Raw genomic sequence first — 24,338 nt, 5'->3', positions numbered from 1 at the left:
CCCTCGTGGGTGACTCACTTCGGGCAGGCGCCGGGGGCTGCGTCGCCCCTGACATGCGGTCCTGACAGGCAATTATTAGGAAAGTTTCCTGTCTATTTATGCAACCCGAATGCTACACATGTGGTACGCCTGAGACAAGCGACTTGCCACGAACCGACCTGGAGGCTTTGATGATCGTTCGAGGTGGCCGGACGAACGGCCCGAACGGCGTGAGCCCCGAACTGGCCGGGCTTGCCGACACCGTGTTGCAGCCCGGGTTCGTGGGCGTCGAGGTGCCCGACTGGCTGCGCAGGCGGCTCGCCGAAGGGCTCGGCGGGGTTGCGCTCTACTCCCGGAATCTTGTAAACAGCGAGCAGATCAGGGCATTGACCGCCGCACTACGCGCGGAGAACCCGGACGTGGTGATCGCCACCGACGAGGAGGCGGGCGACGTCACCCGGCTGGAGGCGCTCACCGGCAGCTCGCGTCCCGGCAACCTCGCGCTCGGCGCGGTGGACGACCCCGGGCTGACCGAGCGGGTCGCCCGCGAGATCGGGCTGGACATGGCCGCGGCGGGCGTCACCCTCAACTACGCTCCCGTGGTCGACGTCAACTCCGACCTGGACAATCCCGTCGTCGGCACCCGCGCGTTCGGCGCCGACCCCTGGCTGGTCGCCCGGCACGCCCGCGCCTGGGTCACCGGCCTGCAGTCGGCCGGGGTGGCCGCCTGCGCCAAGCACTTCCCCGGCCACGGCGCCACCGCCGTCGACTCGCACGACGACCTGCCGACCGTCGCCTACTCGGCCGAGGAGCTCGCGGCCACCACCCTCCCGCCGTACCGGACCGCCATCGAGGCCGGGGTGCGCGCCGTGATGACCGGCCACCTGCTCGTCCCCGCCTACGACCCCGACCACCCCGCCACCATGAGCGGCCGCGTCCTGACCGGGCTGCTCAGGGAGGAGCTGGGCTTCGACGGGCTGATCGTGACCGACGGTGTGGAGATGCCCTCGGTGGCCGAGCGGTACGGCGTGACCGGGGCGGCGGTCCGCGCCCTCGCCGCCGGGGCCGACGCGATCTGCGTGGGCGGCGAGCGCAAGGGCCCCGGCGTGGTCGGCTTCATGCGCAACGCCATCATGGGCGCGGTGGCCGACGGGACCCTCCCCGAGGAGCGCCTGGCCGAGGCCGCCTCCCGGGTCCGGCGCCTCGCCGCCTGGTCGGCGGAGCGACGGCGGGCGGCCGGCGAGACGGGCCCGGCCGGTGAGCCCGCGGGGCTCGACGCGGCCAGGCGGGCACTGCGGGTCCGCGGCGACGGGCTCCCGCTGCCCGCCGCGCCCCAGGTGATCGAGTTCGTCTCCGAGACGAACATCGCCGTCGACCGCGCCACCCCGTGGGGCGTCGCCGCCCCGCTCGCCGCGCTGCTGCCGGGCACGACGGCCCTGCGGCTCGGCTCCGGCGACCCGGTCCCGGCGCCCCCCGACGGGCGCCCGCTGGTGATCGTGGTACGCGACGCCCACCGGCACGCCTGGGTCTCGGCCCGCCTGGACGCCCTGCTGTCACGACGCCCCGACGCGATCGTGGTGGAGATGGGCCTGCCGGGCCCGGCCACCCCGGGCGCCGCCCACATCACCACCCACGGCGCGACCACCGCCTCGGGCCAGGCCGCCGCCGAACTCCTCTCCGGCCGCCGCCCCCTCCCGGTCACCGGCCACTGACCCCGCCGGCCCCCGCTCCCGGCCACCGGCCACCGGCCGCTGACCCCGCTCCCGGCCGCCGCGAGCGGTCAGCCGTCGAGGGTCCACACCAGCTCGTGCTGGAGGGGGCCCGGCAGCGCGAGGAACTCCCCGTGGTCACAGGCGAGCGGCGCGATCTGCGAGGCGTACGCCAGAACCGCCCGCCGCTTGAGCGCCCACTCCTCCCCCTCCAGGCGCGGCCACGCCCTCGCACCGAGCCGGTACCGCCCGGCGAGCGCACGGACCGGCGGCCTGTCCGCCAGGGCCTGACCGGCGGCCGGGCTCCCCCACTCGCGCACCGCGGCGGCGTAGGGCAGGTCGGCGTAGACCAGGCGCTCCAGGGGTTCGGTCTTCTCCAGCGCGTCGAGCGCCCGGTCGCGTACGGCCTCGTGGTCGGCGTTGCCGATCCCCATCGGGACGAGCACGCGCGTGCGCGGGGTGACGTGCTCGGTGAGGAACGCCTCCAGGTCGTCCATCGGGAGCTGCGCCGCCGGAACGTCCGGATTGTCCAGCACCACCTGGTCGACCCCGAGCAGTTCGCACGCCCGCGCGTCCTCGGCCCGCCGTTCCCGCGCCGTCTCCTCCGCCGAGGCGAACCCGCACAGCCGGTCCCACGCCGAGAGCGTCCCGCCGGACGCGCCGCCCAGCACCGTGACGATCACCGCGTTCCCCTCGCGGCGGGCGAGCAGTCCCGCCACCGACAGCACCGCGTCGTCGAAGTGCGGCGAGACCACGATCGTCTCCCAGCTCATCGCCGCCACCCCGCCCTGGCCAGGACGAGGCCGCGGCTGCCCCGCTTGCGCAGGTAGGCGAGCCCGTCGCAGACGGACTCCAGGGTCGGCGGAGCGAGCTCGACGCGCTCGGCGACCCGCCAGGTGGACTGCTCGCGCAGCCAGGGCCAGATCCGCTCGTTGAGCTGGCCGGTCTCCAGCGCGACAAGGACCAGGTCGGTCGGCAACCGGTCGAGGAGCGTCAGGTCCTGGTCGTAGTAGAGCATCTCGACGAGCAGGTACGCCGCCGCCTGACGCTCACCGTGGTCGGCGAGATCCTCCAGGCTGTCCGGGAGCACCTCCACGCCCGGCTCCGCCCGCTCGGCCAGGCGGGCGCGGAAACCCGCGTTGGGCTCGGTCGCCTGGACCCGGTAGCCCTTCCCCGCCAGCCGCCGGGTGAGCTCGCCCTGGCACGCCCCGACCTCCACGATCGGCCCGTCCTGCGGGGAGCACCAGCGGGCGGTCCACGCGGCGGTCGCGTCCAGCCGCGCGGCCTCGTAGGCCGAGCGCCCGAACTCCCATGGGTCGTCGGCCACCGCGGCGTCGTCCCCGAGGCTGGAGATCAGCGCGTACAGGCGGTTGGCCTGCTCGGCGCTCGCGGTGAAGAACCTCTCGACGGCCGGGACCCGGTCGGTGGTGACGAGCCGGTCGGCCACCCGGCTGCGCAGCAGCTCACCGGCGCGCCGGTTGATGAAATCGATCTTCGCCTCGGCCTCGGCGCCGGTGATCGCGGCCGCCGTGCCGGGGATCGTCTGCAGGAAGGGATTGTCGCCGACCGAGCAGGTCACAGCCGGCAGGGACAGGGACGGGGGTGAGGAGGACCCCGGGAACGGCGACACGGCGCGGGAGACGATCCAGCCGAACCTGGCCCGGCGGATGCGGTGGTCGGCGGGCGAGTGGGTCCAGAGCTCGCCTGGCCCCGGCGCCGACGCCGGCGCCTCGACGAGCAGGGCGGCCACGTCGGCGGGGACGGGCAGCTCCGCGGTGTTGCCCCCGGGCTCCACCAGGGGTCCGAGCAGTTCCAGGCGCTCCCGCAGGGACAGCCCCGCGGGCAGGGTCACGCTCGCCCTCGCCTGCCCGACGATCACCAGGACGTCCTCGTCGGCGTGGTCCCGCAGGACGGAGACGAACTCCAGGGCGACGTCCTCGGCATGCAGCACGGCGATGACAGCCGTCATTTGTCCCCATCCCCGATCACGGAAAGATGTCTTTTTCATGACATTTCCGCGCCAGCATAGGGGATCTTGCCCATCGCGCAACGGCCGTTCGCCGAGAAGAATCCCCTCACCCCACCGGGCGTCCGGGGCTCAGGAGGTGAAGATCTCCTCCCTGGCCTGGTCCAGGGCGGCGATGACGGCCCCGCGCAGCACCGGGTTGCCGCCCACCTCACTGGCCACGACCTGCGGCCGGACCGGGCAGCTCCTCGCCACCGCCTCCTCGATCCTGGAGGTGAGCTCGTCGCCCCCGGCCCTGCTGACCTCCCCCGCGAGCACCACGAGCCCCGGGTCGAGCACGACGCACACCGACGCCACCCCCAGCGCCAGCCGCCCCGCGATGTCGTTGATCAGAGGCTCTCCCCGCTTCCCCGCCGCGACCGCCGCCGCGACGCACTCGGCGGCGCTCTCCCCCTCGAAGCCGTACGTCGCGGCGAGCTCGGCGACCGCCTCGGCGCTGACCAGGGACTGCAGACCCCCGGCGAGCGACGGCAACCTGCCGGGCACGGCCCGTACGTCCTCGGCCAGCGGCACCCCCGGCACCGGCAGGTAGCCGATCTCGCCCGCGCTGCCGGACCGGCCCCGGTGCAGCCGCCCGCCGAGCACGACGCCGAGACCGATGCCGCGGCCCACCCACAGCAGCACGAAGTCGTCGACCTCGCGGGCGGCACCCAGGGTGCGCTCGGCGATGGCGACGAGGTTCACGTCGTTCTCTATCCTGACGTCGCGGCGCAGGTCACGCGCGAGCGCCTCGTGGATGCCCTCGTGCCAGCCGGGCAGGTCGAAGGAGAACCGCACGTCGCCGGTGCGGGGGTCGACCACGCCCGGGGTGCCGATGACGACCGAGCGCAGCTTGGAGAGCGCCACCTTGGCCGACCGGCACGCCTTGACCACCGCGTTGTGCACGAGGGCCACCGGATCGTCGTGCCCGCTCGGCGCCACCCGCACCTCGGCCACGATCTCCCCGTGGATATCGGCGATGGCGGTCGTGACGAATTCCGGGCCGACGTCCAGACCCGCCACATAGGCCGAGGAGGAAATAATCCCATAAAGCGCGGCATTGGGCCCGCGGCCCCCCGCCTGCTCCCCCGCCACCTCCACCAGCCCGCGCCCCTCCAGACGGGCGAGCGTCTGCGACGCCGTCACCTTGGAGAGGCCGGTGAGCTCGCCGATCTGCCCCCGCGTCAGCGGCCCGGACGCGAGCAGCAGCTCCAGGGCGGCCCTGTCGTTGATCTCCCGCAATAGCCTGGGCACGCCAGGACGTCGCTCCATACGCATGCTCTCTTGTTCGCCGCTTCCCCGTCGCGATTACTTTCAATGAAGAATAACGCTTCTATTCTTAATAAGGCTTCCTGATAGTTTAGCCCCGCCCGGGCGCCACGGAGGGCTACCCGGGCCGTCCCGGCCGTGTCGCGCCCCTGCTCACCGCCGTTTCGCCGCCGCCGCCCGCACTCCTGCTCATCGCCGTTTCGCCGCCACCGCCCGCGCTCCTGTCACCGCGACGCCCGGAAATCAAGGGCTTGCGACGCCGGCCCGGCGCGTGGAACACTCCCGAAAACGGTAAAGGTTCTTTTCAGTAAGACCCTTGCCGTCGGGTGGCGAGGCAGGTTTCGACATGGACACCGTCATCACGATCGCAGCCGAATACGCGGGTCTGCGGACCCGGCAGGGGCCCATGACCATGGGCCAGGCCAACATGGCGCGTTGCGTGCTCCGCGACCCGCCGCTCCACATGAACTTCCGCGTCACCAAGCGCCTGCCGGAGGGCACCTCCCTGCCCGCCGTCACCGAGGCGGTCGGGCGCCTGCTCTCCCGGCACGAGGGACTGCGGGCCACCATCCACTCGGACCTCCAGGTCGTGGCCGGTTCCGGCCGCCTGCCCGTCGAGGTGCGCGGCGCGGGGACCGGACTCCTCGACGAGGTCGCCGAGGAGGTGGGCCTGCGGATGCAGGGCACCCGGTTCGACCTGCGGGCCGAGCTCCCGATCAGGGTCGCCGTGATCACCGACGGGGAGGCGCCCCGCCTGGTGATCTTCGTCCTTCCCCACACCTCGGTCGACGCCATCGGTCTGGCCACCGTCATGAGGGAGTGGGAACGCCTGATCCGGGGGGTCGCCGTCCCCCCGCCGTGCCCGACGCAGCCGCTGGACCTCGCGACCGCGGAGGGCGCCCCGGCCGCCCTGCGCCGGAACGAGGCGGCCCTGCGGCACTGGGAGAACGGGCTCAGGCGGGCACCGCAGTCGATGTTCGCGATCGACGAGGCGGCCGTGGCCGACGACACCGACGCGATCCGGCCCCGGCTGCGGGTCCGCTCGGCGGTGGCGGCCACCGCGCTGGACGCCGTCGCGAACCGCACGGGCGCCAGCCGCTCGGCCGTCACGCTCGCCGCCCTGGGGGTCCTCGTCGGCCTGCGCAACACCCAGCGGTCCTGCGTGATCGCGTCACTGGCGAGCAACCGGGTACGGCCCGAGCTGCGCGACTACGTCGGGCCGCTGGCCCAGGACGCGCTGATGACCGCGGATCTCGACGTCCCCACCTTCGACGAGGCGGTCCGCCGCTTCCGCACCGCGTCCCTGTCCGGATACCAGCACAGCCGTTTCGACTCCAACGCGCTCTGGGAGGTGATCGAGGCCGTCAACGCCGAGCGGGGGGTGGACTTCGCCCGCGACTGCGTCTTCAACGACATGAGCGGCGTCACCGTCCCCGAACCCGAGCCCGAGCCGTCCGCCGAGGTCGAGTGCGACTGGCTTCCGGCGGCCTCGCTCCCCGCGCACCTCGCGCTCTGGGCCAACCGGCTGGAGGACGTGGTGGACCTGACGCTCTGGATCGATCCACGGGTGATGAGCCGTACGGAGGCGGAGGGCTTCGGGACCGGGATCGTCCGGCTGCTGATCGCGGCCGGAGACAGGGACGTCCAGGCTTCCGACATTTCGAATATATCGGGAATTTCACCTATCGAACGCGGCCCGGAATGGATCTACACCGACTCCTGCTGGGTGAACCTCCGCGCGGTGGAGCGGCTCGTCGGTGAAGCGGTTCAGGGACGCCCCCACCTGGTGACGCACGACCCGGACGGGCGTCTGACCTGCCACGTCACCTCCGGAACCCCCGAGGAGATCCGCACCGCCTGCCTCGCCCTGCTGCCGGGCCGCACCTCCGCGATGGCACCTCACCACTACGTCGTGCACACGCCGGGACCCACCGGCGCGTCGCTCCACGGGCCCGTCGTCACCGAAGGCGACGGACGCCGTTTCACCTCCTTCGGCCCCGCGCGCGTAAGGAACCAATAGCAGGCGGGATAATCGGTTACATGCGCCTATCCGCTCGTGTCGACTATGCCCTCCGTGCCGCCGCCGAACTCGCCGCCGCGGGTGACGGCCCTACCACGGTGGGTGAGCTGGCCAAGGAGCAGGACATGCCTCCCAAGTATCTTGAGAACATCCTGCTCCAGATGCGCCGCGCCGGGCTGGTGCGCGGCCAGCGCGGCCCCGAGGGAGGCTACGTGCTGGCCCGCCCGCCCGCGGAGATCAGTCTCGCCGATGTGATCCGCGCCGTCGACGGCCCGCTCGCCAACGTACGGGGGGAGCGGCCCGAGCACGTCGGCTACCGGGGTCCCGCCGAGTCGCTGCAGCAGGTCTGGATCGCGCTGCGCGCCAGCGAGCGGGCGATCCTGGAGGAGGTCACGCTCGAGAACGTGGCCACCGGCGCCCTCCCCGAGCGGGTCCGCAGCCTGTCGGCCGACCCCGCGGCCTGGGACTGACCGTGCCGGCCTGGCCGCCCACCGGGCCCCGGCCGGCCCGGCCCGCGCCCCAGGCCGGGCCCGCGTTTCGAGGCCGGCTCTCGTCACGAGGCGGACACCGTGCCCGAGGGTGACGTCATCCACCTCTCCGCGCTGCGGCTCGGCCGGGCGCTCGACGGGCAGGTGCTGACCCGCTCGGACTTCCGCGTACCGCGGCACTCCACGGCCGACCTGACCGGGCGCGCGGTGCTGGAGACCGTCTCACGCGGCAAGCACCTGCTCACCAGGGTCGAGGGCGGGCTGACCGTCCACACCCACCTGCGGATGGAGGGCAGCTGGCAGATCTCACCCGCGGGGCGGAGGCTGCCCGGGGGCGACGTCGTCCGCCTGGTGCTGGCCAACGCGCGATGGCAGGCGGCGGGGGTGCGGCTGGGGATGGTCGACCTGGTCCCGACCAAGGAGGAGGGGCGACTCGTCGGGCATCTCGGACCCGATCTGCTCGGGGAGGACTGGGACGAGGCGGAAGCCGTACGAAGGCTGGCAGGACGGCCTGAGACGAGCATCGGGGTCGCGCTGCTCGATCAGCGCAACCTGGCGGGAATCGGCACCATCTATCGCGCCGAGACGCTTTTCCTCGCCGGGGTGTCCCCGTGGCGACCTGTGGGGACGGTTGAGGATCTGAGAACGATCGTGTCGATCGCGTGGCGGCTGCTGGACGCTAACAAGGAACGCCCGAGCAGGACGACGACAGGTGATCTCCGTCCGGGACGGAGCACCTGGGTCTACGGCAGGGCCGGGCGGCCTTGCCTGCGCTGCGGGCGTCGGATCAGTCGTGGGGAGATGGGCGCACAGCCGCAGGAACGGCTGATCTTCTGGTGCCGTCACTGCCAGCCGGACGAACCGACCGGCTAGGCGGCGACCATGTCGTTGACCTCGGGGAAGACGGAATCAGGCACGGTTTCGGGAATCGGCAGACGCTCCCGTTCGGGGACATCGCCCGCCAGCACCGGAGCATGCTGCAGCTCGGCCAGGGCGAACTGATCGGAAACCTCTCGGAGAACCTGTGAAAGCGGCACACCCAGGGCACCGCAGATCGACGCGAGCAGCTCTGAAGAGGCCTCCTTCTGACCACGCTCCACCTCGGACAAATAGCCAAGAGAAACCCGAGCCAGTGTGGACACCTCACGTAGGGTGCGACTCTGCCGCACCCTCAGCCGCCGCAGCACGTCACCGAGCAGCTGACGCAGCAGGACCATCTGTCGCTCCCTCCCCGGCGCGGATGCCTTCACGACACTCCGCGCTATCGGTTCGTGCCGCCCGTTCTTCGAACGCGACCCTTGGTACATACTCCTCGCCGTCATCATCGCTTGACCTTTACCTCACTCACCGTTCCACCGTACCTGTATGGACCGACAACGCGGCAGACCATGTGGAGCATGTTCGCTGGGGACGTAACGCGGTAATCATCCTGAATGTTCCCTCACGTTCGTCTCCAGCACACCTCGGAGGAGGTCTACGGCCTCGTTCACGGTCGACTCCCGGATCTGGTCGCGCGTCCCGGCGAGTCGCGGATCCCGGTGCCATACCCGCCCGTCAGGTCCGCTAACGGCGAGATGCACGGTGCCCACCGATTTACCGTCCTGGGGGTCGGGGCCGGCCACCCCGGTGGCCGCCAGCCCGTATGTGGAACCGGCGAGAAGGCGCACCCCGTCGGCCATCGCGGCGGCGACCTCCGGGTGCACCGCCCCCTCTCGGGCGAGCAGGTCCGCGGGGACGTTCAGCAGCCGGTGCTTGAGCTCGGTGGCGTAGGAGACCACCCCGCCCAGGAAGGCCGCGGAGGCCCCAGGGGGGCCGGTGAGGGACGCGCAGATGAGCCCGGCGGTCAGCGACTCGGCGACCGCCACCGTCTCGCCCCTGCGGACGAGGAGGGCGAGGACCTCGGTGGCCGCGAGCAGGCGCCGGCTCACGGGACCCGCCTCATACGGCCCGCGCCCGCCGTGGCCCGCTTCACACGGCCCGCGCCCGCCATCGCCTGCCTCACATGACCCGCGCTCGCCATGGTCCGTCCCGTACGGCTCACGCCCGTCGTCGCCCGCCCCGTACGGCTCACGCCCGCCATGGCCCGCCTCATACGGCCCGCGCCCGTTTCGCGACCTGCCGCAGCTTGATCGCCCGGATCACGTAGTCGACACCGGTGACGACGGTGACCAGGGCCGCCGCGCCCATCACGACCCAGCGGATCAGGTCGGGCACCCCCGGCCAGATGTAGGAGACGATCGCGGCGATCTGCAGGACGGTCTTCACCTTCCCGCCGTAGCTGGCCGGGATGACGCCGTGCCGGATGACCGCGAACCTCAGCCCGGTGACACCCAGCTCCCTGCCCAGGATCACGACGGTGATCCACCAGGGCAGCTCCCCCAGCACCGAGAGGCTGATCAGGGCGGCGCCGATGAGGGCCTTGTCGGCGATCGGATCGGCGATCTTCCCGAAGTCGGTGACCAGGCCGTAGCGGCGGGCCAGCTCGCCGTCGAGCAGGTCGGTGAGCGAGGCCACCATGAAGACCACCAGTGCCGCGGCCCGCCAGCCCGATCCCGGCAGGAAGAGGCAGGCCGCGAAGAACGGAACCATCGCCAGCCGTATCACCGTCACGACGTTGGCGATGTTCCAGGCGCTCACCTTGGGGCGCGCGGATGCCGAGGTCGAGTCGGTGCCGGTCTCTGGCGTGTTGGTCATACGCTCTCCCGGCCCGGCGGCGCGCTCATGGGGCCGCCTTGATACGGGCGATCAGGTCGACACCCTCCGAGTCGACCACGACGGCCCGGACGATCTGGCCGGGGACCAGCCCGATGCCCTGGACCGTTACAGAACCGTCGACCTCGGGCCCCTGGTGGGCGGCCCGACCCTCGTAGCCGCCGTCGCCCAGGTCCTCCTCGATCAGGACGTCGACCTCGGTGCCGATCCGCTCCTCGGCCCGCTGGGCCATGAGCTCCTCGGCCAGCTCGGTGAGCGCGGACACGCGGGCGTCGACGACCTCCTGGTCGAGCTTGCCGGGCAGCGAGGCCGCCTCGGTGCCGTCCTCGTCGGAGTAACCGAAGATGCCGATCACGTCGAGCCTGGCCTCCTCCAGGAAGCCCACCAGCTCGCCGAACTCCTCCTCGGTCTCGCCGGGGAAGCCCACGATGAAGTTGGAGCGCACGCCCGCCTCGGGGGCGTGGGCGCGGATCGACTCCAGGAGGTCCAGGAAGCGCCGGGGGTCGCCGAAGCGCCGCATCCGGCGCAGCACCGGGCCGCTGGCGTGCTGGAAGGAGAGGTCGAAGTAGGGGGCCACGCCCTCGGTCGAGGCGATGATCTCCAGCAGCCCGGGGCGGAGCTCGGCGGGCTGCAGGTAGCTGACCCGCACCCGCTCGACGCCCTCGGTCGCGGCGAGGGAGGGCAGCAGCTTCTCCAGCGCCCTCAGGTCGCCCAGGTCCTTGCCGTAGGAGGTGGAGTTCTCGCTGACCAGCACCAGCTCCTTGACGCCCTGCTCGGCCAGCCAGGCCGCCTCGCCGAGGAGCTCCTCGGCGCCGCGCGAGACGTACGCCCCGCGGAAGGCCGGGATGGCGCAGAACGTGCAGCGCCGGTCGCAGCCGGAGGCGAGCTTCAGCGAGGCCACCGGGCCGTCGCCCAGACGCTTGCGGAGCGGCCGGGGGCCGCTGGCGGGGGCCAGGCCCTCGGGCAGCTCGCCGTGGCCGGGAATGGCCGTCCTGGGGGCGGCCGCGCGCTCCACCGGCGAGATCGGCAGCAGGGTCCTGCGGTCGCGCGGGCTGTGCGGGACGAGCGACTTGCCCGCCAGCACGTCGTCGAGGCGCGTGCCGATGTCGGTGTAGTCGTCGAAGGAGATGACCGCGGCGGCCTCGGGCAGCGCGTCGGCGAGCTGGTCACCGTACCGCTCCGCCATGCAGCCCGCGGCGACCACCTTGGCCCCGGAGTCGGCCGCGGCGAGCAGCGTGTCGATGGAGTCCTTTTTCGCCGAGTCGATGAAGCCGCACGTGTTGACGACGACGACGTCGGGGTCGTCGTCGCCCAGCTGCCAACCGGCAGCCTCAAGACGAGCGGCGAGTTCCTCGGAGTCGACCTCGTTGCGTGCGCAACCAAGCGTGATCAGCGATGCGGTTCGGCGGGATGACATGGTGAACACTACGGTATCGGGAGTTGGCCACCACCCGATGCACCTCCCCCCATTCAGGCACCGCCGCACCCCCGCCCCGCCCCGGATGTCCCGCCGCCGGGACGGCCCGGGCGGCCCGGCCGAACCCGGCGACGCGGACGCCCGGGAGGAGCCCGACGCGGGCTCCGTACGAGGCTCCGTACGCCGTGACCTAGCGCTTCTTGGTGGCGGGGGCCTCGTAGGAGCGGTTCACGACCTGACCCCGGCGGCCGGGGGTGCCCAGGTTCTTGCCGTTCACCTTCAGCGAGACGGCTCCTCCGTCGCCGAAGGTGACCCGTATCCCGGTCTTCGCCTTCCAGGTCGAGGTCTTGCCCGCCACGAGCGTTCCGGAGAAGATCCGCCGGCCGGTCGAGTCCTGTACGTCGAGCCAGGAGGTGCGCTTCGCCCTCACCTGGAGGACGACCATGTCGCGCCGTCGCCCCTCGGCCAGCGACGCCGCCCGGCGCGGTGAGTCGGGGCCGGGACCGGCCGAGGGCGGTGGCGGCACGGCGGGCACCGGCATCGTGCGGAGGTCCGCCACGGGGGTGTCGCCTCCGCCCATGGTCCGCACCACGCCGAAGATGACCACGATGCCCAGGGCCACCGCCATCGCCGTCGTCCAGTTGGGCGAACGGCGCTCACGGATCTTCAGCGGCATGTCGGCCTGGAAGACGCTGGACGCCCGCACCGGCAGCGGCACGCCCCCGTGCTGCTCGTCGTAGCGGTGCACCAGCGCCTCGGGATCGAGGTCAACGATCTTGGCGATGTTTCTTATGTGGCCCCGCGCGTAGAAATCTCCCCCGCATTGGGAGAAGTCATTCCTCTCGATTGCCTGGATGAGCACTTCGCGAATGCGTGTCCGCGCGCTCAACTGCCCTACGGTCATCCCCATCGACCGCCTGGCATCCGCCAGATCGCTTCCAATGCCCATGGCGCACGCCTCTCAGCCCCCGACGTTGCGTAGCGACACCTATTCAATCAGTAACCGTACGGAGGATGCGCGGCGGGGGTCCCATTTCCGCACGGCGCCGTCATTCCCGGGCGGGCCGGTCGGGAGACGGCATTCCCCCGCATGTACCGGCACTCCCGGACGCGGACCGGCCGGAGCCTCCCGCACGGCGCCGCCGGCCCCCGCGCGGACCGGCCGAAGCTCCCACGCGGCGCCGCGCAAGGTCGACTGGAACCTCCCGTACAGGCACCGTCAGCCCCCGCGCAGGCCGTTCGAAGCTTCCCGCGCGGCCCCCGCAAAGTCGGCCGGAGCCTCCCGTACGGCGCCGTCAGCCCCCGCGCAGGTCGATCAGCAGGCCGGGGAGCTCGTCCGGCTTGACCATGACCTCCCGCGCCTTCGAACCCTCGCTGGGCCCGACGACGTTCCTGCTCTCCAGCAGGTCCATCAGGCGGCCCGCCTTCGCGAAGCCGACCCTGAGCTTGCGCTGGAGCATCGAGGTCGAGCCGAACTGGGTGGTCACGATGAGCTCGGCCGCCTGGACCAGCAGGTCGAGGTCGTCGCCGATGTCCTCGTCGATCTCCTTCTTGGCGGTCGCCACGGCGGCCACGTCGTCGCGGTACTCGACCGCCATCTGGGCCTTGCAGTGCCCGACGATCTCGCCGATCTCCTTCTCGGAGACGAAGGCGTTCTGCAGCCGCATGGGCTTGCTCGCCCCCATCGGCAGGAAGAGCGAGTCGCCCTGCCCGACGAGCTTCTCGGCGCCCGGCTGGTCCAGGATGACCCGGGAGTCGGCGAGCGAGGAGGTGGCGAAGGCGAGCCTGGAGGGCACGTTGGCCTTGATCAGGCCGGTGACCACGTCCACGCTGGGGCGCTGGGTGGCGATGACCAGGTGGATCCCGGCGGCGCGGGCGAGCTGGGTGATGCGGACGATGGAGTCCTCGACGTCGCGGGGGGCGACCATCATCAGGTCGGCGAGCTCGTCGACGATCACCAGCAGGTACGGATAGGGCTGGTAGACCCGCTCGCTGCCCGGCGGCGGCACCAGCTTGCCGGCGCGGACCGCCTTGTTGAAGTCGTCGACGTGCCGGAAGCCGCTGGCGGCCAGGTCGTCGTAGCGGCGGTCCATCTCCCCGACGACCCACTCCAGGGCCTCGGCGGCCTTCTTGGGGTTGGTGATGATCGGCGTGATGAGGTGCGGGATGCCCTCGTAGACGCTGAGCTCGACCCGCTTGGGGTCGACCAGGACCATGCGGACCTCGTCGGGGGTGGCCCGCATCAGGATCGAGGTGATCAGCCCGTTGACGCAGACCGACTTTCCCGCGCCGGTGGCGCCCGCGATGAGCAGGTGCGGCATCTTGGCCAGGTTGGCCACTATCGTGCGCCCCTCGACGTCCTTGCCGAGCCCGACGATCATCGGGTGGTGGTCGGCCTGGGCCACCGGGGAGCGCAGGATGTCGCCCAGCGAGACGAGGTCCTTGTCGGTGTTGGGGATCTCGACCCCGATCGCCGACTTGCCGGGGATCGGGGACAGGATCCGGACATCGGCGGACTTGACCGCGTACGCGATGTTCTTGGTGAGCGCGGTGACCTTCTCGACCTTGACCGCCGGGCCGAGCTCGATCTCGTAGCGCGTCACCGTCGGCCCCCGGGTGAAACCGATCACCTGGGCGTCGATGGCGAACTGCTCCATCACGCTGGTCAGCGCGTTGACGACGACGGTGTTCGCCTTCGTCTGCGGCTTGGGCGCGGTGCCGGGGCGCAGGAGCTGCGGCTCGGGCAGGGTGTACGGGCCCGCCTGGGGCGACAGGACGAGCTGCTCGACCTTGCGCGGGGCCGGGGTCGGCTCGGGGGGCGCCGACGACTCCGCCCTGATGATCGCCTCGGCCGCCTCCTCGTCCACCAGGCCGGGCACGATCTCCGGGGAGTGCCCGGGGGTGCCGCCGGGCGTCTCGGCGATCAGGGGGGTGTCGTAGGGCTTGACGTGGTCGCCCAGCTCGGCGCCCTCGGGCTCCGCCTTCTTGCGCGTGGCGGGCTTCCTTTTGGACACGCGCGGCGCGGGGGGCAGGTCGCGGTTGAAGAGCATGTGCCGGATCTCTGCCAGCCGCTCGGGGACCCGGTGCACCGGCGTCGCGGTGATCACCAGGATGCCGAAGCCCGACAGGATCAGCAGCAGCGGGATGGTGATGAAGGACGGCAGGATGCTCGCCGGCGGCGCCGAGACGATGAAGCCGATCATGCCTCCGGCGGCCGAGACCTTGTCCATGCCGTCGGAGCTGCCCCCCGAGGGGTACGGCGTGCCGTGGACGACGTGCACGACGCCGAGCACGCCGATGGTGAGGGCGGACCAGCCGATGATCATCCGGCCGGTGTCGGCGTTCTGGTCGGGGTGACGCAGCAGCCGCCAGGCCAGCAGCATGAGAAGGATCGGGATCACCCAGGTCAGCGAGCCGAAGACGCCGCGCATGACGCTGTCGACCACGGTGGAGACCGTGCCGGTGTTCTTGCGCCAGGTCATCGCCGCCAGCACGACCGCCCCGGCGAACACCGCCAGGCCGAGCCCGTCGCGGCGGTGCACGGGGTCGAGCTCGCGGGCGTTCTGCCCCAGGGCCCGCGCGGCGCCGCCGATGCCCCCGGCGAGGAGCATCCAGATGCCCATGAACAGCTTGCCGATCATGATGAGCACCCAGCTGATCGGGTCGTGCTGGGGTGAGGGCTTGCGGGCCTGGCTCGCGCTCCTCCCCCGGCCGGCGGGCGCCCGCCTGGCGGGGGCCGTACGGGCCTGGGAGGTGCCCGAACGGCCGGAGGACCCCTTGCCGGGGGGCTTTCCTGAGGAGCCTTTAGACGTACGGGTGGCCATGCTAGGGAGGTTAACGAGACGGGTGGTGGATTGCGCGCCGACGCGCCGCAGCGCCCGCCCCTCGCCGACGTTTCACAAGATCGGTCGATACTTCGTGAACAGTGATGAGAAGCGCCAAATGCCCCATTAGTCTGCTGGAAAGCGTCTTCCATTCCATGTATTGACATTGCGTTTCATGTAGTAGAACCTCCTCACCAACAGGGCGTTGGGAGGAGACACATGTCCGCACTCGACTGGTCCGTTCTGGGCGCGTACTTCCTTGTCATGATCGGTATCGGCGTGTGGTCGAAGCGCCGCATCAGAACCGTGATCGACTTCTTCACCGCCGGGGGCCGTATCCCCTGGTGGCTGTCCGGCATCTCACACCACATGTCGGGATACAGCGCGGTCATGTTCGTGGCGTTCGCGGCCGTGGCCTACAACTACGGGCTCGCGATGTACGTCTGGTGGGCGCTGACGATCGGCATCGGGATCGGCATCGGCGCCTTCGTCTGGGCGGCCCGCTGGAACCGGCTCCGTTCCAAGCACGGCGTGATCTCCCCGCTGGAGTACCTCGCCCGGCGCTACAACCTGCCGACCCAGCAGGTGCTGGCCTACAGCGGCGCGCTGCTGAAGGTCGTGGACATCGCCGCCAAGTGGGTGGCGATCGCCATCCTGCTCCAGGGCTTCGCGGGCATCCCGATCCAGTGGGGCATCCTGGTCACCGGGGCCGTCACGCTGGTCTACATCACCGCCGGAGGGCTGTGGGCGGACGTGCTCACCGACTTCGGGCAGTTCGTCATCCAGGGCTTCGCGGGCATCGCCATGTTCGTCGCGATCATGGCCCAGCTGGACGGCGTCGCCACCCTGTGGACCATGTGGGACAAGCTGCCCCCGGGCCACGGCGACCCCTTCGCCGGGCCGTACACCACGACGTTCTTCCTCGCCCTGCTCTTCATCAAGACCTTCGAGTACAACGGCGGCATGTGGAACCTCGCCCAGCGCTACATGGCCTCCCCCTCGGGCTCGGCCGCGAAGCGTTCGGCGCTGCTGTCCAGCGCGCTGTGGCTGGTCTGGCCGCTGATCCTGTTCATCCCGATGTTCGCCGCGCCGCTCATCGTGCCGGGCCTGGCCAACGCCGAGGAGGCGTACGTACGGCTGGCGCAGACCCTGCTGCCGCAGGGCGTGATCGGGCTGGTGCTCGCGGGCTTCTTCTCCCACACCATGGCCATGGTCGCCTCCGACGCCAACGTGATCTCCTCGGTCATCACCAGGGACATCGCGCCGGTGATCGTCCGCAGGGTGCGCGAGCTGTCGGCGCGGGCCGAGCTGACCTTCGCCCGGGTGACCACGTTCACCTTCGTCCTGATCAGCATGACGATCGCGATCTCGACCGAGGGCCAGGGCGTCGTGCTGAAGATCGTCGTCGACCTCGTCGCCGCGACGATGGGGCCGATCTCGATCCCGCTGATGCTGGGCATGCTGCCCTGGTTCAAGCGGAGCGGCCCGACGGCGGCCATCGCCTCCTGGGCCGCCGGGCTGGGCGTCTGGGCGTACGTCAAGTGGATCATCGAGTCCAAGGACACGGCGATGGTCGTCGGCGTGCCGCTGGTGACCTCGCTGGTGCTGTACGTGGTGATCGGGTTCCTCAAGCCGGAGAACCGCGAGGACCGCGACGCGCTCGTCGACTCCCTGTCCACCGAGCCCGGGTCCACCGACCCGGAGCAGCGGCGTGCCGGAGCGGTCGGCTGAGGGCTCCCTCTCCCCGGCACGGCCTGGGCCCCCACAGCGCGGTGGGGGCCTTCACTGCGTGGGCGCCCCGCGGGGGCCCTTCACGGCACGGGCGGACCTTCGCACCGCGGTGGGGCCTTCACGGCGTGGAGTGCTCCGCAGCGCGATGGGCCCTCACAGCCGGGCCGGCCTCCACAGCGCGGCGGGCCTTCGGATGTGGCCGGTGGTCACGCGGTCGTCCCCGGGCGTGGCGGGCTCCAGGACCCGCCCGCCCGGGAACATGCTCCTTCCACCAGGGGAGGAAGGGAAACACCCGAACCGGGAATTCGTCCGGTCCGGGAGCCCGGCTCCCGCCGGGCCGCGTGCCGGACTCCCGTCACCCGCCGGACTTCGGCCACGTGCCGGACTCCGAACGTTAACCGGACTCCGGTCACCTACCGGACTCCAGCCGAGTGCCCGGCTCCGGTCACGTGTCGAACCCCAGGACCACAGGAATGCGGGACCGCAGGACTATTTGTCGGACTCCAGGACGCCGCCGTTAGCCACGTCCGACTTCTCGATCTCGGTGAAGACGATGCGTACCGCCTCACGGCGCGCCTTCAGGATGTCCACGGCCGCCTCGGTCAGCGCCGCCACGAACTCGCGGCGCTGGTCGAGGGTCCTGCCGGACAGGAGTTCCACGGTGATGTTCGGCATGCTGATCCTCCAGGCTCAGGTTGTTGCATAACATGAGATCACATTCCATTACATGGAACAACTGGAGACCGCAGTCGACCTGAAGAAGCGGCACCCGATCGGCTCAGCCGTTGAGCGCCGGGGCGGCGGGAGCGCCGGGGGCGCCGAGGGCGGCGGAGACCTCGCGGGCCGCGGCGACGACGTCGGGCGCGAACCGCTCCAGGTCGTCGCGCCCCATGTCCATCGCGAGGGCGGAGATGGAGATGCCGCCGAGCACCTGGCCGGTGTGGTCGAAGACCGGGGCCCCGACGCAGAGGATGCCGGGCAGGTTCTCCTCGTTGTCGAGCGCGTAGCCGCGGGACCGTACCAACGCCAGGTCGGCCAGCAGGTCCTCCGGCGTCGTCAGCGTGGTGGGGGTCGGGGCGGGCATCCCCGTACGGGCGCAGATGGCGCGGACCTCGTCGGCGCCGAGCTGGGCGAGGACCGCCTTGCCGATCGCGGTGCAGTGCAGGCGCAGGCTCATCCCGACGCGGGACGGCATCTGGTAGGGCCGCCGCCCCTCCAGCTTGTCGACGTAGACGGCCTCGTCCCCGCTGCGGATCGCGAAGTGCGTGGTGTAGCCGATCCGCTCGTGCAGCGCGTTGAGCGCGCCGGAGGCCTGGCGGGCCGGGTCGAAGCGGTTCATGACCCGGCCGGCCAGCGTGAGGATGCGGGGGCCCGGCTCGTAGCCGCCACTGCCGTCGGCCCGCGCGAACCCCCACTCGACGAGCGACTGGAGGATGCGATGGACGGTCGACTTGGACACGCCCGTCGCGGCGGCTATGTCGGTCACGCGGTGGTGCTCGGCGATCGCCTCCAGCACCGCCAGCGCCTTGTCGATGGAACTGCCTTCCCTGACCACGATCGTGAGCCTACTGGTCAGCGCGCCAACCAGCCTCCGTCGACGGCCAGCAGGTGCCCGTTGACGTAGTCGGAGGCGCCGGACGCCAGGAAGACGGCGGCGCCCACGAGGTCCTCCGGGGTGCCCCAGCGCCCCGCGGGGATGCGGCCCCTGATCTCGGCCTCCCTCTCGGGATCGTCCCAGAGCCGCTCGGTGTTGCCGGTCCTGATGTAGCCGGGGGCGATCGCGTTGACCTGCACCCCCGAGCCCGCCCACTCGCAGGCCAGCGCCCGCGTGAGCCCGGCGACGCCGTGCTTGGCCGCGGTGTAGCCGACGACGTTGACGCCGCCCTGGAAGGACAGCATGGAGGCGATCATGATGATCTTCCCGGAACCCCGGGCGAGCATCCGCGTCCCGAGGACCTGGCTGAGCAGGAAGACCGCGTCCAGGTTGACGTCGAGCACCTCGCGGAAGGAGTCGTGGGAGTGCTCGGCGGCCGGGGCCCTGCGGATGATCCCGGCGTTGTTCACCAGCACGTCGACCGGGCCCAGCCGCCCGGCCGCCTCGGGGACGGCCCGCGGGTCCGACAGGTCGAGGATCCACCGGGAGGCCCGCCTGCCGGTCTTGCGGACCTCCGCCTCGACCTCGTCCAGGTCGTCGTCGCGGCCGTGCAGCACGATGTCGGCCCCCGCCGCCGCCAGGCCCACGGCGAGGGCCCGGCCGATCCCGGTCCGCGCGCCGGTGACGAGCGCGGTCCTGCCCTCCAGTGAGAACATCAGCGCAGCTCGCCGATCTCGACCTGCTCCATGTCCTCGAAGGCCTGGTTCTCCCCGCCCATCGCCCAGACGAAGGAGTAACTTCTCGTACCGAAGCCGCAGTGCACCGACCAGCACGGGGAGATGACCGCCTGCCGGTCGGCGACGACGAGGTTGCGCGTCTCGTCGGGCCGTCCCATCAGGTGGATCACCCGCTCGCCGGGCGGCAGGTCGAAGTAGAGATAGACCTCGGTCCTGCGCTCGTGGGTGTGGCAGGGCATGGTGTTCCACATGCTGCCGGGCTCCAGCACGGTCACGCCGAGCACGAGCTGGCAGCTCTGGATGCCCTTCGCGTGGACGTACTTGTAGATCGTCCGGTCGTTGGAGCCGTCCTGGCCGCCCAGCCGTACCGGCTCGGCGTCCTCCAGGGTCGCGGCGACCGTCGGAAGGGTGGCGTGCGCGGGGGTGGAGACCAGGTAGAAGGCACCCCCCTCGAAGACCACCTCGCGGGCGCCCCTGCCGACGTAGACACACTCCTTGGTGCCCAGGGGGTACGCGGTGCCGTCGACGGTCACCGTGCCGGGCCCGCCGATGTTGACCACGCCGAGCTCGCGGCGCTCCAGGAAGTACTCCGACCTGAGCGGGTCGGGGCAGTGCAGCCTCAGCGGCCCGTCGTCCGGCAGGGCCCCGCCGACCACGATGCGATCCTCGTGGGAGTAGAGCAGCCGCACCTCCCCGGGCACGAAGAGCTGCTCCACCAGGAACCGGCGGCGCAGCCAGTCGGTGGTCGCCCCGGTGATCTGGTCGGGTGCCGTGGCGTGCCGTACCTCCATCGCCCCTCCATTGTTCTATTACATGAAATTAGAAGCTGCTACATAGAACACTGTGAGCATACAACGGCCCCCTTCCCCACGCACTCACCACGATTCCCGCCACGTGCGGGCACCCGGAAAACAGTCCTCCGAACGCGAACCTTTCCCGCCCGAACCGGGTCCCACGTAGGGGCCACATACGGAACTCCACCGAACAGACCACCGAACGGACGGGGAAGACCGATGACGACTGGCATGGCACGGACGACGATCCGGCTGGCGGCGGCGGGCACGGTCGCGGGCACGGTCCTCGCGACCGCCCTCGCGGGCGGCGCCGCCCTGGCCGAGACGAGCGAGAGGGGTGAGACGGGCAGCACTTCCGCGGGGATCCCGAGGAACTTCCTGCTGCACGAGCCCCAGGCCCGCAGGCCGGTGAGGTATCCGGGCGAGGAGGAGTGGGCCATCAGCGACAGGCTGGGGGCGAACCTGGAGGTCAACCCGTGTGACCTGCGCCGGCCCGCCGATCGCGACCGGGTGGCCGCGCGGACCGTCGTCTACCGGGCCCCCGAGCACCACTCCGGCGAGCAACTGGTGATCTACCGCTCCACGGCCGCCGCGCGCAGGGCGCTGGCCGGGCTCCTCGGCCAGGTCGAGAGGTGCGCCCGTGTCAAGTCCGAGGGCACGGTCACCAAGACCTGGGCCGACCCCGTCCATATCGGGGACCGGGCCGTGCGGATCACCGTCCAGGGCTACGACGCCAGGGGCGTGCGCCCGGTCATCGGCGGGCAGCGGGCCGTCGTCGTCCGCGAGGGCCGGGCCGTCGCGATCTACCTGCTGGCGGGCGAGTACGGCAAGGTGCGCGGCTCCGACTTCACCCGGCCGCTGAAGGACGCCAGGAAGATGGCCGCCAAGGTCTGCTCCCTGCGCGGCGTCTGCTGACCGGCGCGGGAAGGCCCGCCGCCCCGCCGCGAGGAAAGTCTCCCGGGCACCGCGAGGAAGGCCGACGGCCCACCGCGAGGAAAAACTCCCGGCCTCCACGGGAAAACCCGGAAGACCGGCGCCCACGCCCGTACGACGGCGGGCACGGCGGGCATGACGGGCGCGGCGGGAGGAATCCGGCCCGATGGCCCGTACGGCGGCCGGTGAGGCCGCCGTACGGTGCGAAGGTCAGACCTCGACCACCACGGGGATGATCATCGGACGGCGGCGGTAGGTGTCGCTCACCCAGCGCCCCACGGTCCTGCGGACCACGCGGCGGACCTGCTGGATGTCCACCACGCCGTCGGCCGCGTTCTCCTGCAGGGCCCTTTCGACCTGCGGCAGGATGTCGTCGAACATGGCCGGGTCGATGCCGGATCCCCTGGCGTGGATCTCCGGGCCCCCGGCGAGCTTGCCGGTGGCGGTGTCGACCACGATGACGATGGAGATGAAGCCCTCCTCGCCCAGGATGCGGCGGTCCTTCAGCGCGAAGTCGGTGACGTCGCCCACCGAGGTGCCGTCCACGTAGACGTAACCGGCGGGGACCGCGCCCACGATCTTGGCCCGGCCGTCGACCAGGTCCACCACGACGCCGTCCTCGGCGATCACGATGTGGTCGTCGGGCACCCCGGTCAGCGCGGCGAGCTTGGCGTGCGCCCGCAGGTGACGCCACTCGCCGTGCACCGGCATGAAGTTGGACGGCCGCGTCAGGTTGAGCACGTACAGCAGCTCGCCGGCGGCGGCGTGCCCGGAGACGTGCACCTTCGCGTTGCCCTTGTGCACCACGCGGGCGCCCCAGCGCGACAACCCGTTGATCACGTTGTTGACCGCGGTCTCGTTGCCCGGCACCAGCGAGGAGGCGAGCAGGACCGTGTCGCCCTCGGCGATGCGGATCGGGTGGTCGCGGTTGGCCATGCGCGACAGCGCCGCCATCGGCTCGCCCTGGGAGCCGGTGCAGATCAGCACCACGTCCTCCGGCGGCCAGCCCTCGATCTCCTTGGAGTCGACGATCAGGCCCGGCGAGACCCGCAGGTAGCCCAGGTCGCGGGCGACGCCCATGTTGCGCACCATCGAGCGGCCGACCAGCGCGACCTTGCGGCCGTGCTTCTCCGCCGAGTCGATGACCTGCTGGACGCGGTGGATGTGGGAGGCGAAGCTCGCCACGATCACACGCTTGCTCGCGGTGCGGATGACCTCGTCGATGACCGGCGCGATCTCCCGCTCGCTGGTGACGAAGCCCGGCACCTCGGCGTTGGTCGAGTCGGACATCAGCAGGTCGACGCCCTCGGCGCCGAGCCTGGCGAACCCGCCCAGGTCGGTCAGCCGCCCGTCGCTGGGCAGCTGGTCCATCCGGAAGTCGCCGGTGTGCAGGACGATGCCCGCGGGCGTCCTGATCGCGACGGCCAGCGCGTCGGGGATGGAGTGGTTGACGGCGAGGAACTCGCACTCGAACGGCCCGAACCGGTGCCGCTCCCCCTCCACGACCTCACGCTTGGTCGGCTGGATGCGGTGCTCGGTGAGCTTGGCCTCGATCAGCGCCAGCGTCAGCCTGGATCCCACGATCGGGATGTCGCGGCGCTCGCGCAGCAGATATGGCACGGCACCGATGTGGTCCTCGTGCGCGTGGGTCAGGACCACGGCCTCGACGTCGTCCAGGCGGTCCCGGATGTACTCGAAGTCGGGCAGGATCAGGTCGATGCCGGGCTGGTCGGGCTCGGGGAACAGCACCCCGCAGTCGACGATCAGCAGACGGCCTTCGTACTCGAACACGGCCATGTTGCGGCCGATCTCGCCGAGACCGCCCAGCGCGACGATGCGCAGGGCACCCTCGGGCAGCGCGGGCGGCAGCCCGAGTTCGGGGTGGGGGTGACTCATCCGGCCACACCTCTCTCAGCGGTCTCACATGCGACGGAGGTCCTCGTGGGCAGCAGGACTACTCCCTCGCCGAGCACTCCGTCCCCCAGCGGACCGACGTGTCTTCTTTCTCGCAAACTCTCGTTCCTCCCGAATGCGGCCGGTGAAGGCCGCGGCGTTTTATCTCATGTCACAACTTCGTCGGACAGCTTCACACCGCCCGCGATCAAGTCTTCGCGCAGCCTCGCGAGCTGCTCCGGGGTCGCCTCCACCAGGGGCGACCTCATCGGCCCCGCGGGCTGCCCGACCAGGGACAGCGCCGCCTTCGCCATGATCGCGCCACCGGCCTGCATCATGATCGCGGAGACCACCGGAAGCAGCCTGCGGTGGATGGCGAGCGCGCCCGCGACGTCCCCGGAGTGGTAGGCCCCGATCATCGCGGCGATCTCCGCGCCCACGACGTGGCCGATCACACTGACGCACCCCACGGCCCCCACCGACAGCCACGGCAGGTTGAGCGTGTCGTCACCCGAGTAGTAGGCCAGGCCGGTGGACGCGATGACCTGCGACCCCTCGAACAGGTCGGCCTTGGCGTCCTTCACCGCGACGATCCGCTCGTGCCCGGCGAGCCGCGCCAGCGTCTCACCCCGGATCGGCACGCCGCTCCGGCCGGGGATGTCGTAGAGCATCACCGGCAGGGCCGTCGCGTCCGCCACGGTGGTGAAGTGGCGGTAGATCCCCTCCTGGGGGGGCTTGCTGTAGTACGGCGTCACCAGCAGGAGGCCGTCGGCCCCGGCGCGCTCGGCGGCTTCGGCCAGCTCGACACTGTGGTGGGTGTCGTTGGTCCCGGCTCCGGCGACGACCGTGGCGCGGTCGCCGACCGCCTCGACGACGGCGCGCAGCAGGCGCTCCTTCTCGTCGTCGGTGGTCGTCGGGGACTCCCCCGTCGTACCGCTCACGACGATGCCGTCGTTACGCTGCTCGTCCACCAGGTAGGTGGCGAGGCGCCCCGCTGTCTCGTAGTCGACCGCTCCGTCACTCGTGAACGGCGTGACCATCGCGGTCAGCATGCGGCCGAAGGGGGCGTCGGAGGTTCCAGTTGGCGCTGCCATAGACCGAACGCTACCTGGATCCGCTGAAACGGTGGACCCCGCCACCCCGCCTAACCTCCGTCCACCGATGGGCCCAAGAGCGAACATCCCCCCGAGGTGCCCGCTGCACACCGTACACGCGGATATACACCACCGTGGC

General features: G+C 71.3%; 21 protein-coding genes. 6 read left to right on the top strand and 15 right to left on the bottom strand.

The features are described from left to right. The first annotated feature begins 170 nt into the window (after positions 1-170). Positions 171-1,691 (top strand): glycoside hydrolase family 3 protein, encoded by a 1,521-nt coding sequence (locus tag ACFFRH_RS20525; protein ID WP_344745505.1) that lies wholly within the window; start codon positions 171-173, stop codon positions 1,689-1,691. 68 nt (positions 1,692-1,759) lie between these two features. Here ACFFRH_RS20525 and ACFFRH_RS20520 read toward each other — a convergent pair whose 3' ends face one another. The 3 genes from ACFFRH_RS20520 to ACFFRH_RS20510 form a co-directional block, all read right to left on the bottom strand. Beyond that, a complete protein-coding gene (locus ACFFRH_RS20520) occupies positions 1,760-2,461 on the bottom strand; it encodes a PIG-L deacetylase family protein (RefSeq protein ID WP_344745504.1) in 702 nt (233 codons plus the stop codon). Beyond that, positions 2,458-3,657 (bottom strand): class I SAM-dependent methyltransferase, encoded by a 1,200-nt coding sequence (locus ACFFRH_RS20515; RefSeq protein WP_386158656.1) that lies wholly within the window; start codon positions 3,655-3,657, stop codon positions 2,458-2,460. Before ACFFRH_RS20515 ends, ACFFRH_RS20520 begins: the two co-directional genes overlap by 4 nt. A 129-nt stretch (positions 3,658-3,786) precedes the next feature. Continuing rightward, positions 3,787-4,965, bottom strand: a complete 1,179-nt coding sequence (locus tag ACFFRH_RS20510; protein WP_344745509.1) for an ROK family transcriptional regulator — start codon at positions 4,963-4,965, stop codon at positions 3,787-3,789. A gap of 343 nt (positions 4,966-5,308) precedes the next feature. On the opposite strand from ACFFRH_RS20510, the gene ACFFRH_RS20505 reads away from it, so the two are divergent. From ACFFRH_RS20505 to ACFFRH_RS20495, 3 genes are all read left to right on the top strand, one after another. Further along, complete coding sequence (locus ACFFRH_RS20505; protein WP_344745501.1) at positions 5,309-6,982, top strand: condensation domain-containing protein; 1,674 nt, start codon at positions 5,309-5,311, stop codon at positions 6,980-6,982. Between the two features lie 20 nt (positions 6,983-7,002). After that, positions 7,003-7,452 carry an RrF2 family transcriptional regulator gene (locus tag ACFFRH_RS20500; protein ID WP_326637143.1) on the top strand — a complete coding sequence of 150 codons (450 nt, stop codon included), beginning with the start codon at positions 7,003-7,005 and terminating at the stop codon, positions 7,450-7,452. 99 nt (positions 7,453-7,551) lie between these two features. Further along, entirely contained in the window at positions 7,552-8,343 is a 792-nt protein-coding gene (locus tag ACFFRH_RS20495) for an Fpg/Nei family DNA glycosylase (RefSeq protein ID WP_344745500.1), read from the top strand. On the opposite strand, the gene ACFFRH_RS20490 is transcribed toward ACFFRH_RS20495, so the two are convergent. The 6 genes from ACFFRH_RS20490 to ACFFRH_RS20465 all read right to left on the bottom strand — a co-directional run bounded on the left by ACFFRH_RS20490 (position 8,340) and on the right by ACFFRH_RS20465 (position 15,423). Beyond that, a complete protein-coding gene (locus ACFFRH_RS20490; RefSeq protein WP_030904158.1) occupies positions 8,340-8,687 on the bottom strand; it encodes a helix-turn-helix domain-containing protein in 348 nt (115 codons plus the stop codon). The genes ACFFRH_RS20495 and ACFFRH_RS20490 overlap by 4 nt on opposite strands. A 207-nt stretch (positions 8,688-8,894) precedes the next feature. Continuing rightward, complete coding sequence (locus tag ACFFRH_RS20485; protein WP_344745499.1) at positions 8,895-9,398, bottom strand: CinA family protein; 504 nt, start codon at positions 9,396-9,398, stop codon at positions 8,895-8,897. A 160-nt stretch (positions 9,399-9,558) separates the two neighbouring features. After that, positions 9,559-10,164, bottom strand: a complete 606-nt coding sequence (gene pgsA / locus ACFFRH_RS20480; protein WP_344745498.1) for a CDP-diacylglycerol--glycerol-3-phosphate 3-phosphatidyltransferase — start codon at positions 10,162-10,164, stop codon at positions 9,559-9,561. A 25-nt stretch (positions 10,165-10,189) separates the two neighbouring features. After that, a complete protein-coding gene (gene rimO, locus ACFFRH_RS20475) occupies positions 10,190-11,599 on the bottom strand; it encodes a 30S ribosomal protein S12 methylthiotransferase RimO (protein WP_344745497.1) in 1,410 nt (469 codons plus the stop codon). 190 nt (positions 11,600-11,789) lie between these two features. Beyond that, positions 11,790-12,548 (bottom strand): helix-turn-helix domain-containing protein, encoded by a 759-nt coding sequence (locus ACFFRH_RS20470; RefSeq protein WP_344745495.1) that lies wholly within the window; start codon positions 12,546-12,548, stop codon positions 11,790-11,792. A gap of 346 nt (positions 12,549-12,894) precedes the next feature. Then, positions 12,895-15,423: a DNA translocase FtsK gene (locus ACFFRH_RS20465; protein WP_386158647.1), complete on the bottom strand. Its 2,529-nt coding sequence runs from the start codon at positions 15,421-15,423 to the stop codon at positions 12,895-12,897. A gap of 219 nt (positions 15,424-15,642) precedes the next feature. On the opposite strand from ACFFRH_RS20465, the gene ACFFRH_RS20460 reads away from it, so the two are divergent. Next, entirely contained in the window at positions 15,643-17,154 is a 1,512-nt protein-coding gene (locus tag ACFFRH_RS20460) for a sodium:solute symporter family protein (RefSeq protein ID WP_386158644.1), read from the top strand. Positions 17,155-17,643: 489 nt separating this feature from the next. Here the strand turns inward: ACFFRH_RS20460 and ACFFRH_RS20455 are convergent, their stop codons facing one another. The 4 genes from ACFFRH_RS20455 to kduI form a co-directional block, all read right to left on the bottom strand. Beyond that, positions 17,644-17,829 (bottom strand): tautomerase family protein, encoded by a 186-nt coding sequence (locus tag ACFFRH_RS20455; RefSeq protein ID WP_344745492.1) that lies wholly within the window; start codon positions 17,827-17,829, stop codon positions 17,644-17,646. Positions 17,830-17,932: 103 nt separating this feature from the next. Further along, a complete protein-coding gene (locus tag ACFFRH_RS20450; protein WP_386158640.1) occupies positions 17,933-18,709 on the bottom strand; it encodes an IclR family transcriptional regulator in 777 nt (258 codons plus the stop codon). Between the two features lie 17 nt (positions 18,710-18,726). Then, positions 18,727-19,464: an SDR family oxidoreductase gene (locus ACFFRH_RS20445; protein ID WP_344745491.1), complete on the bottom strand. Its 738-nt coding sequence runs from the start codon at positions 19,462-19,464 to the stop codon at positions 18,727-18,729. After that, positions 19,464-20,276: a 5-dehydro-4-deoxy-D-glucuronate isomerase gene (kduI, locus tag ACFFRH_RS20440; RefSeq protein WP_344745490.1), complete on the bottom strand. Its 813-nt coding sequence runs from the start codon at positions 20,274-20,276 to the stop codon at positions 19,464-19,466. Before kduI ends, ACFFRH_RS20445 begins: the two co-directional genes overlap by 1 nt. A 222-nt stretch (positions 20,277-20,498) precedes the next feature. Between kduI and ACFFRH_RS20435 the strand changes: the two genes are divergently transcribed. Continuing rightward, a complete protein-coding gene (locus ACFFRH_RS20435) occupies positions 20,499-21,194 on the top strand; it encodes a hypothetical protein (RefSeq protein WP_386158635.1) in 696 nt (231 codons plus the stop codon). Between the two features lie 228 nt (positions 21,195-21,422). Here the strand turns inward: ACFFRH_RS20435 and ACFFRH_RS20430 are convergent, their stop codons facing one another. Beyond that, positions 21,423-23,108 carry a ribonuclease J gene (locus ACFFRH_RS20430; protein ID WP_344745488.1) on the bottom strand — a complete coding sequence of 562 codons (1,686 nt, stop codon included), beginning with the start codon at positions 23,106-23,108 and terminating at the stop codon, positions 21,423-21,425. Positions 23,109-23,272: 164 nt separating this feature from the next. Then, positions 23,273-24,199, bottom strand: a complete 927-nt coding sequence (gene dapA, locus ACFFRH_RS20425) for a 4-hydroxy-tetrahydrodipicolinate synthase (protein ID WP_344745487.1) — start codon at positions 24,197-24,199, stop codon at positions 23,273-23,275. Between the last annotated feature and the right edge of the window lie 139 nt (positions 24,200-24,338).

It is taken from the genome of Streptosporangium vulgare (assembly GCF_042428775.1).
GTDB classification, from domain to species: Bacteria; Actinomycetota; Actinomycetes; order Streptosporangiales; family Streptosporangiaceae; genus Streptosporangium; species Streptosporangium vulgare.
Note: the sequence above shows the minus strand (reverse complement) of the source record. Positions and strands in the feature narration are given on the sequence as shown.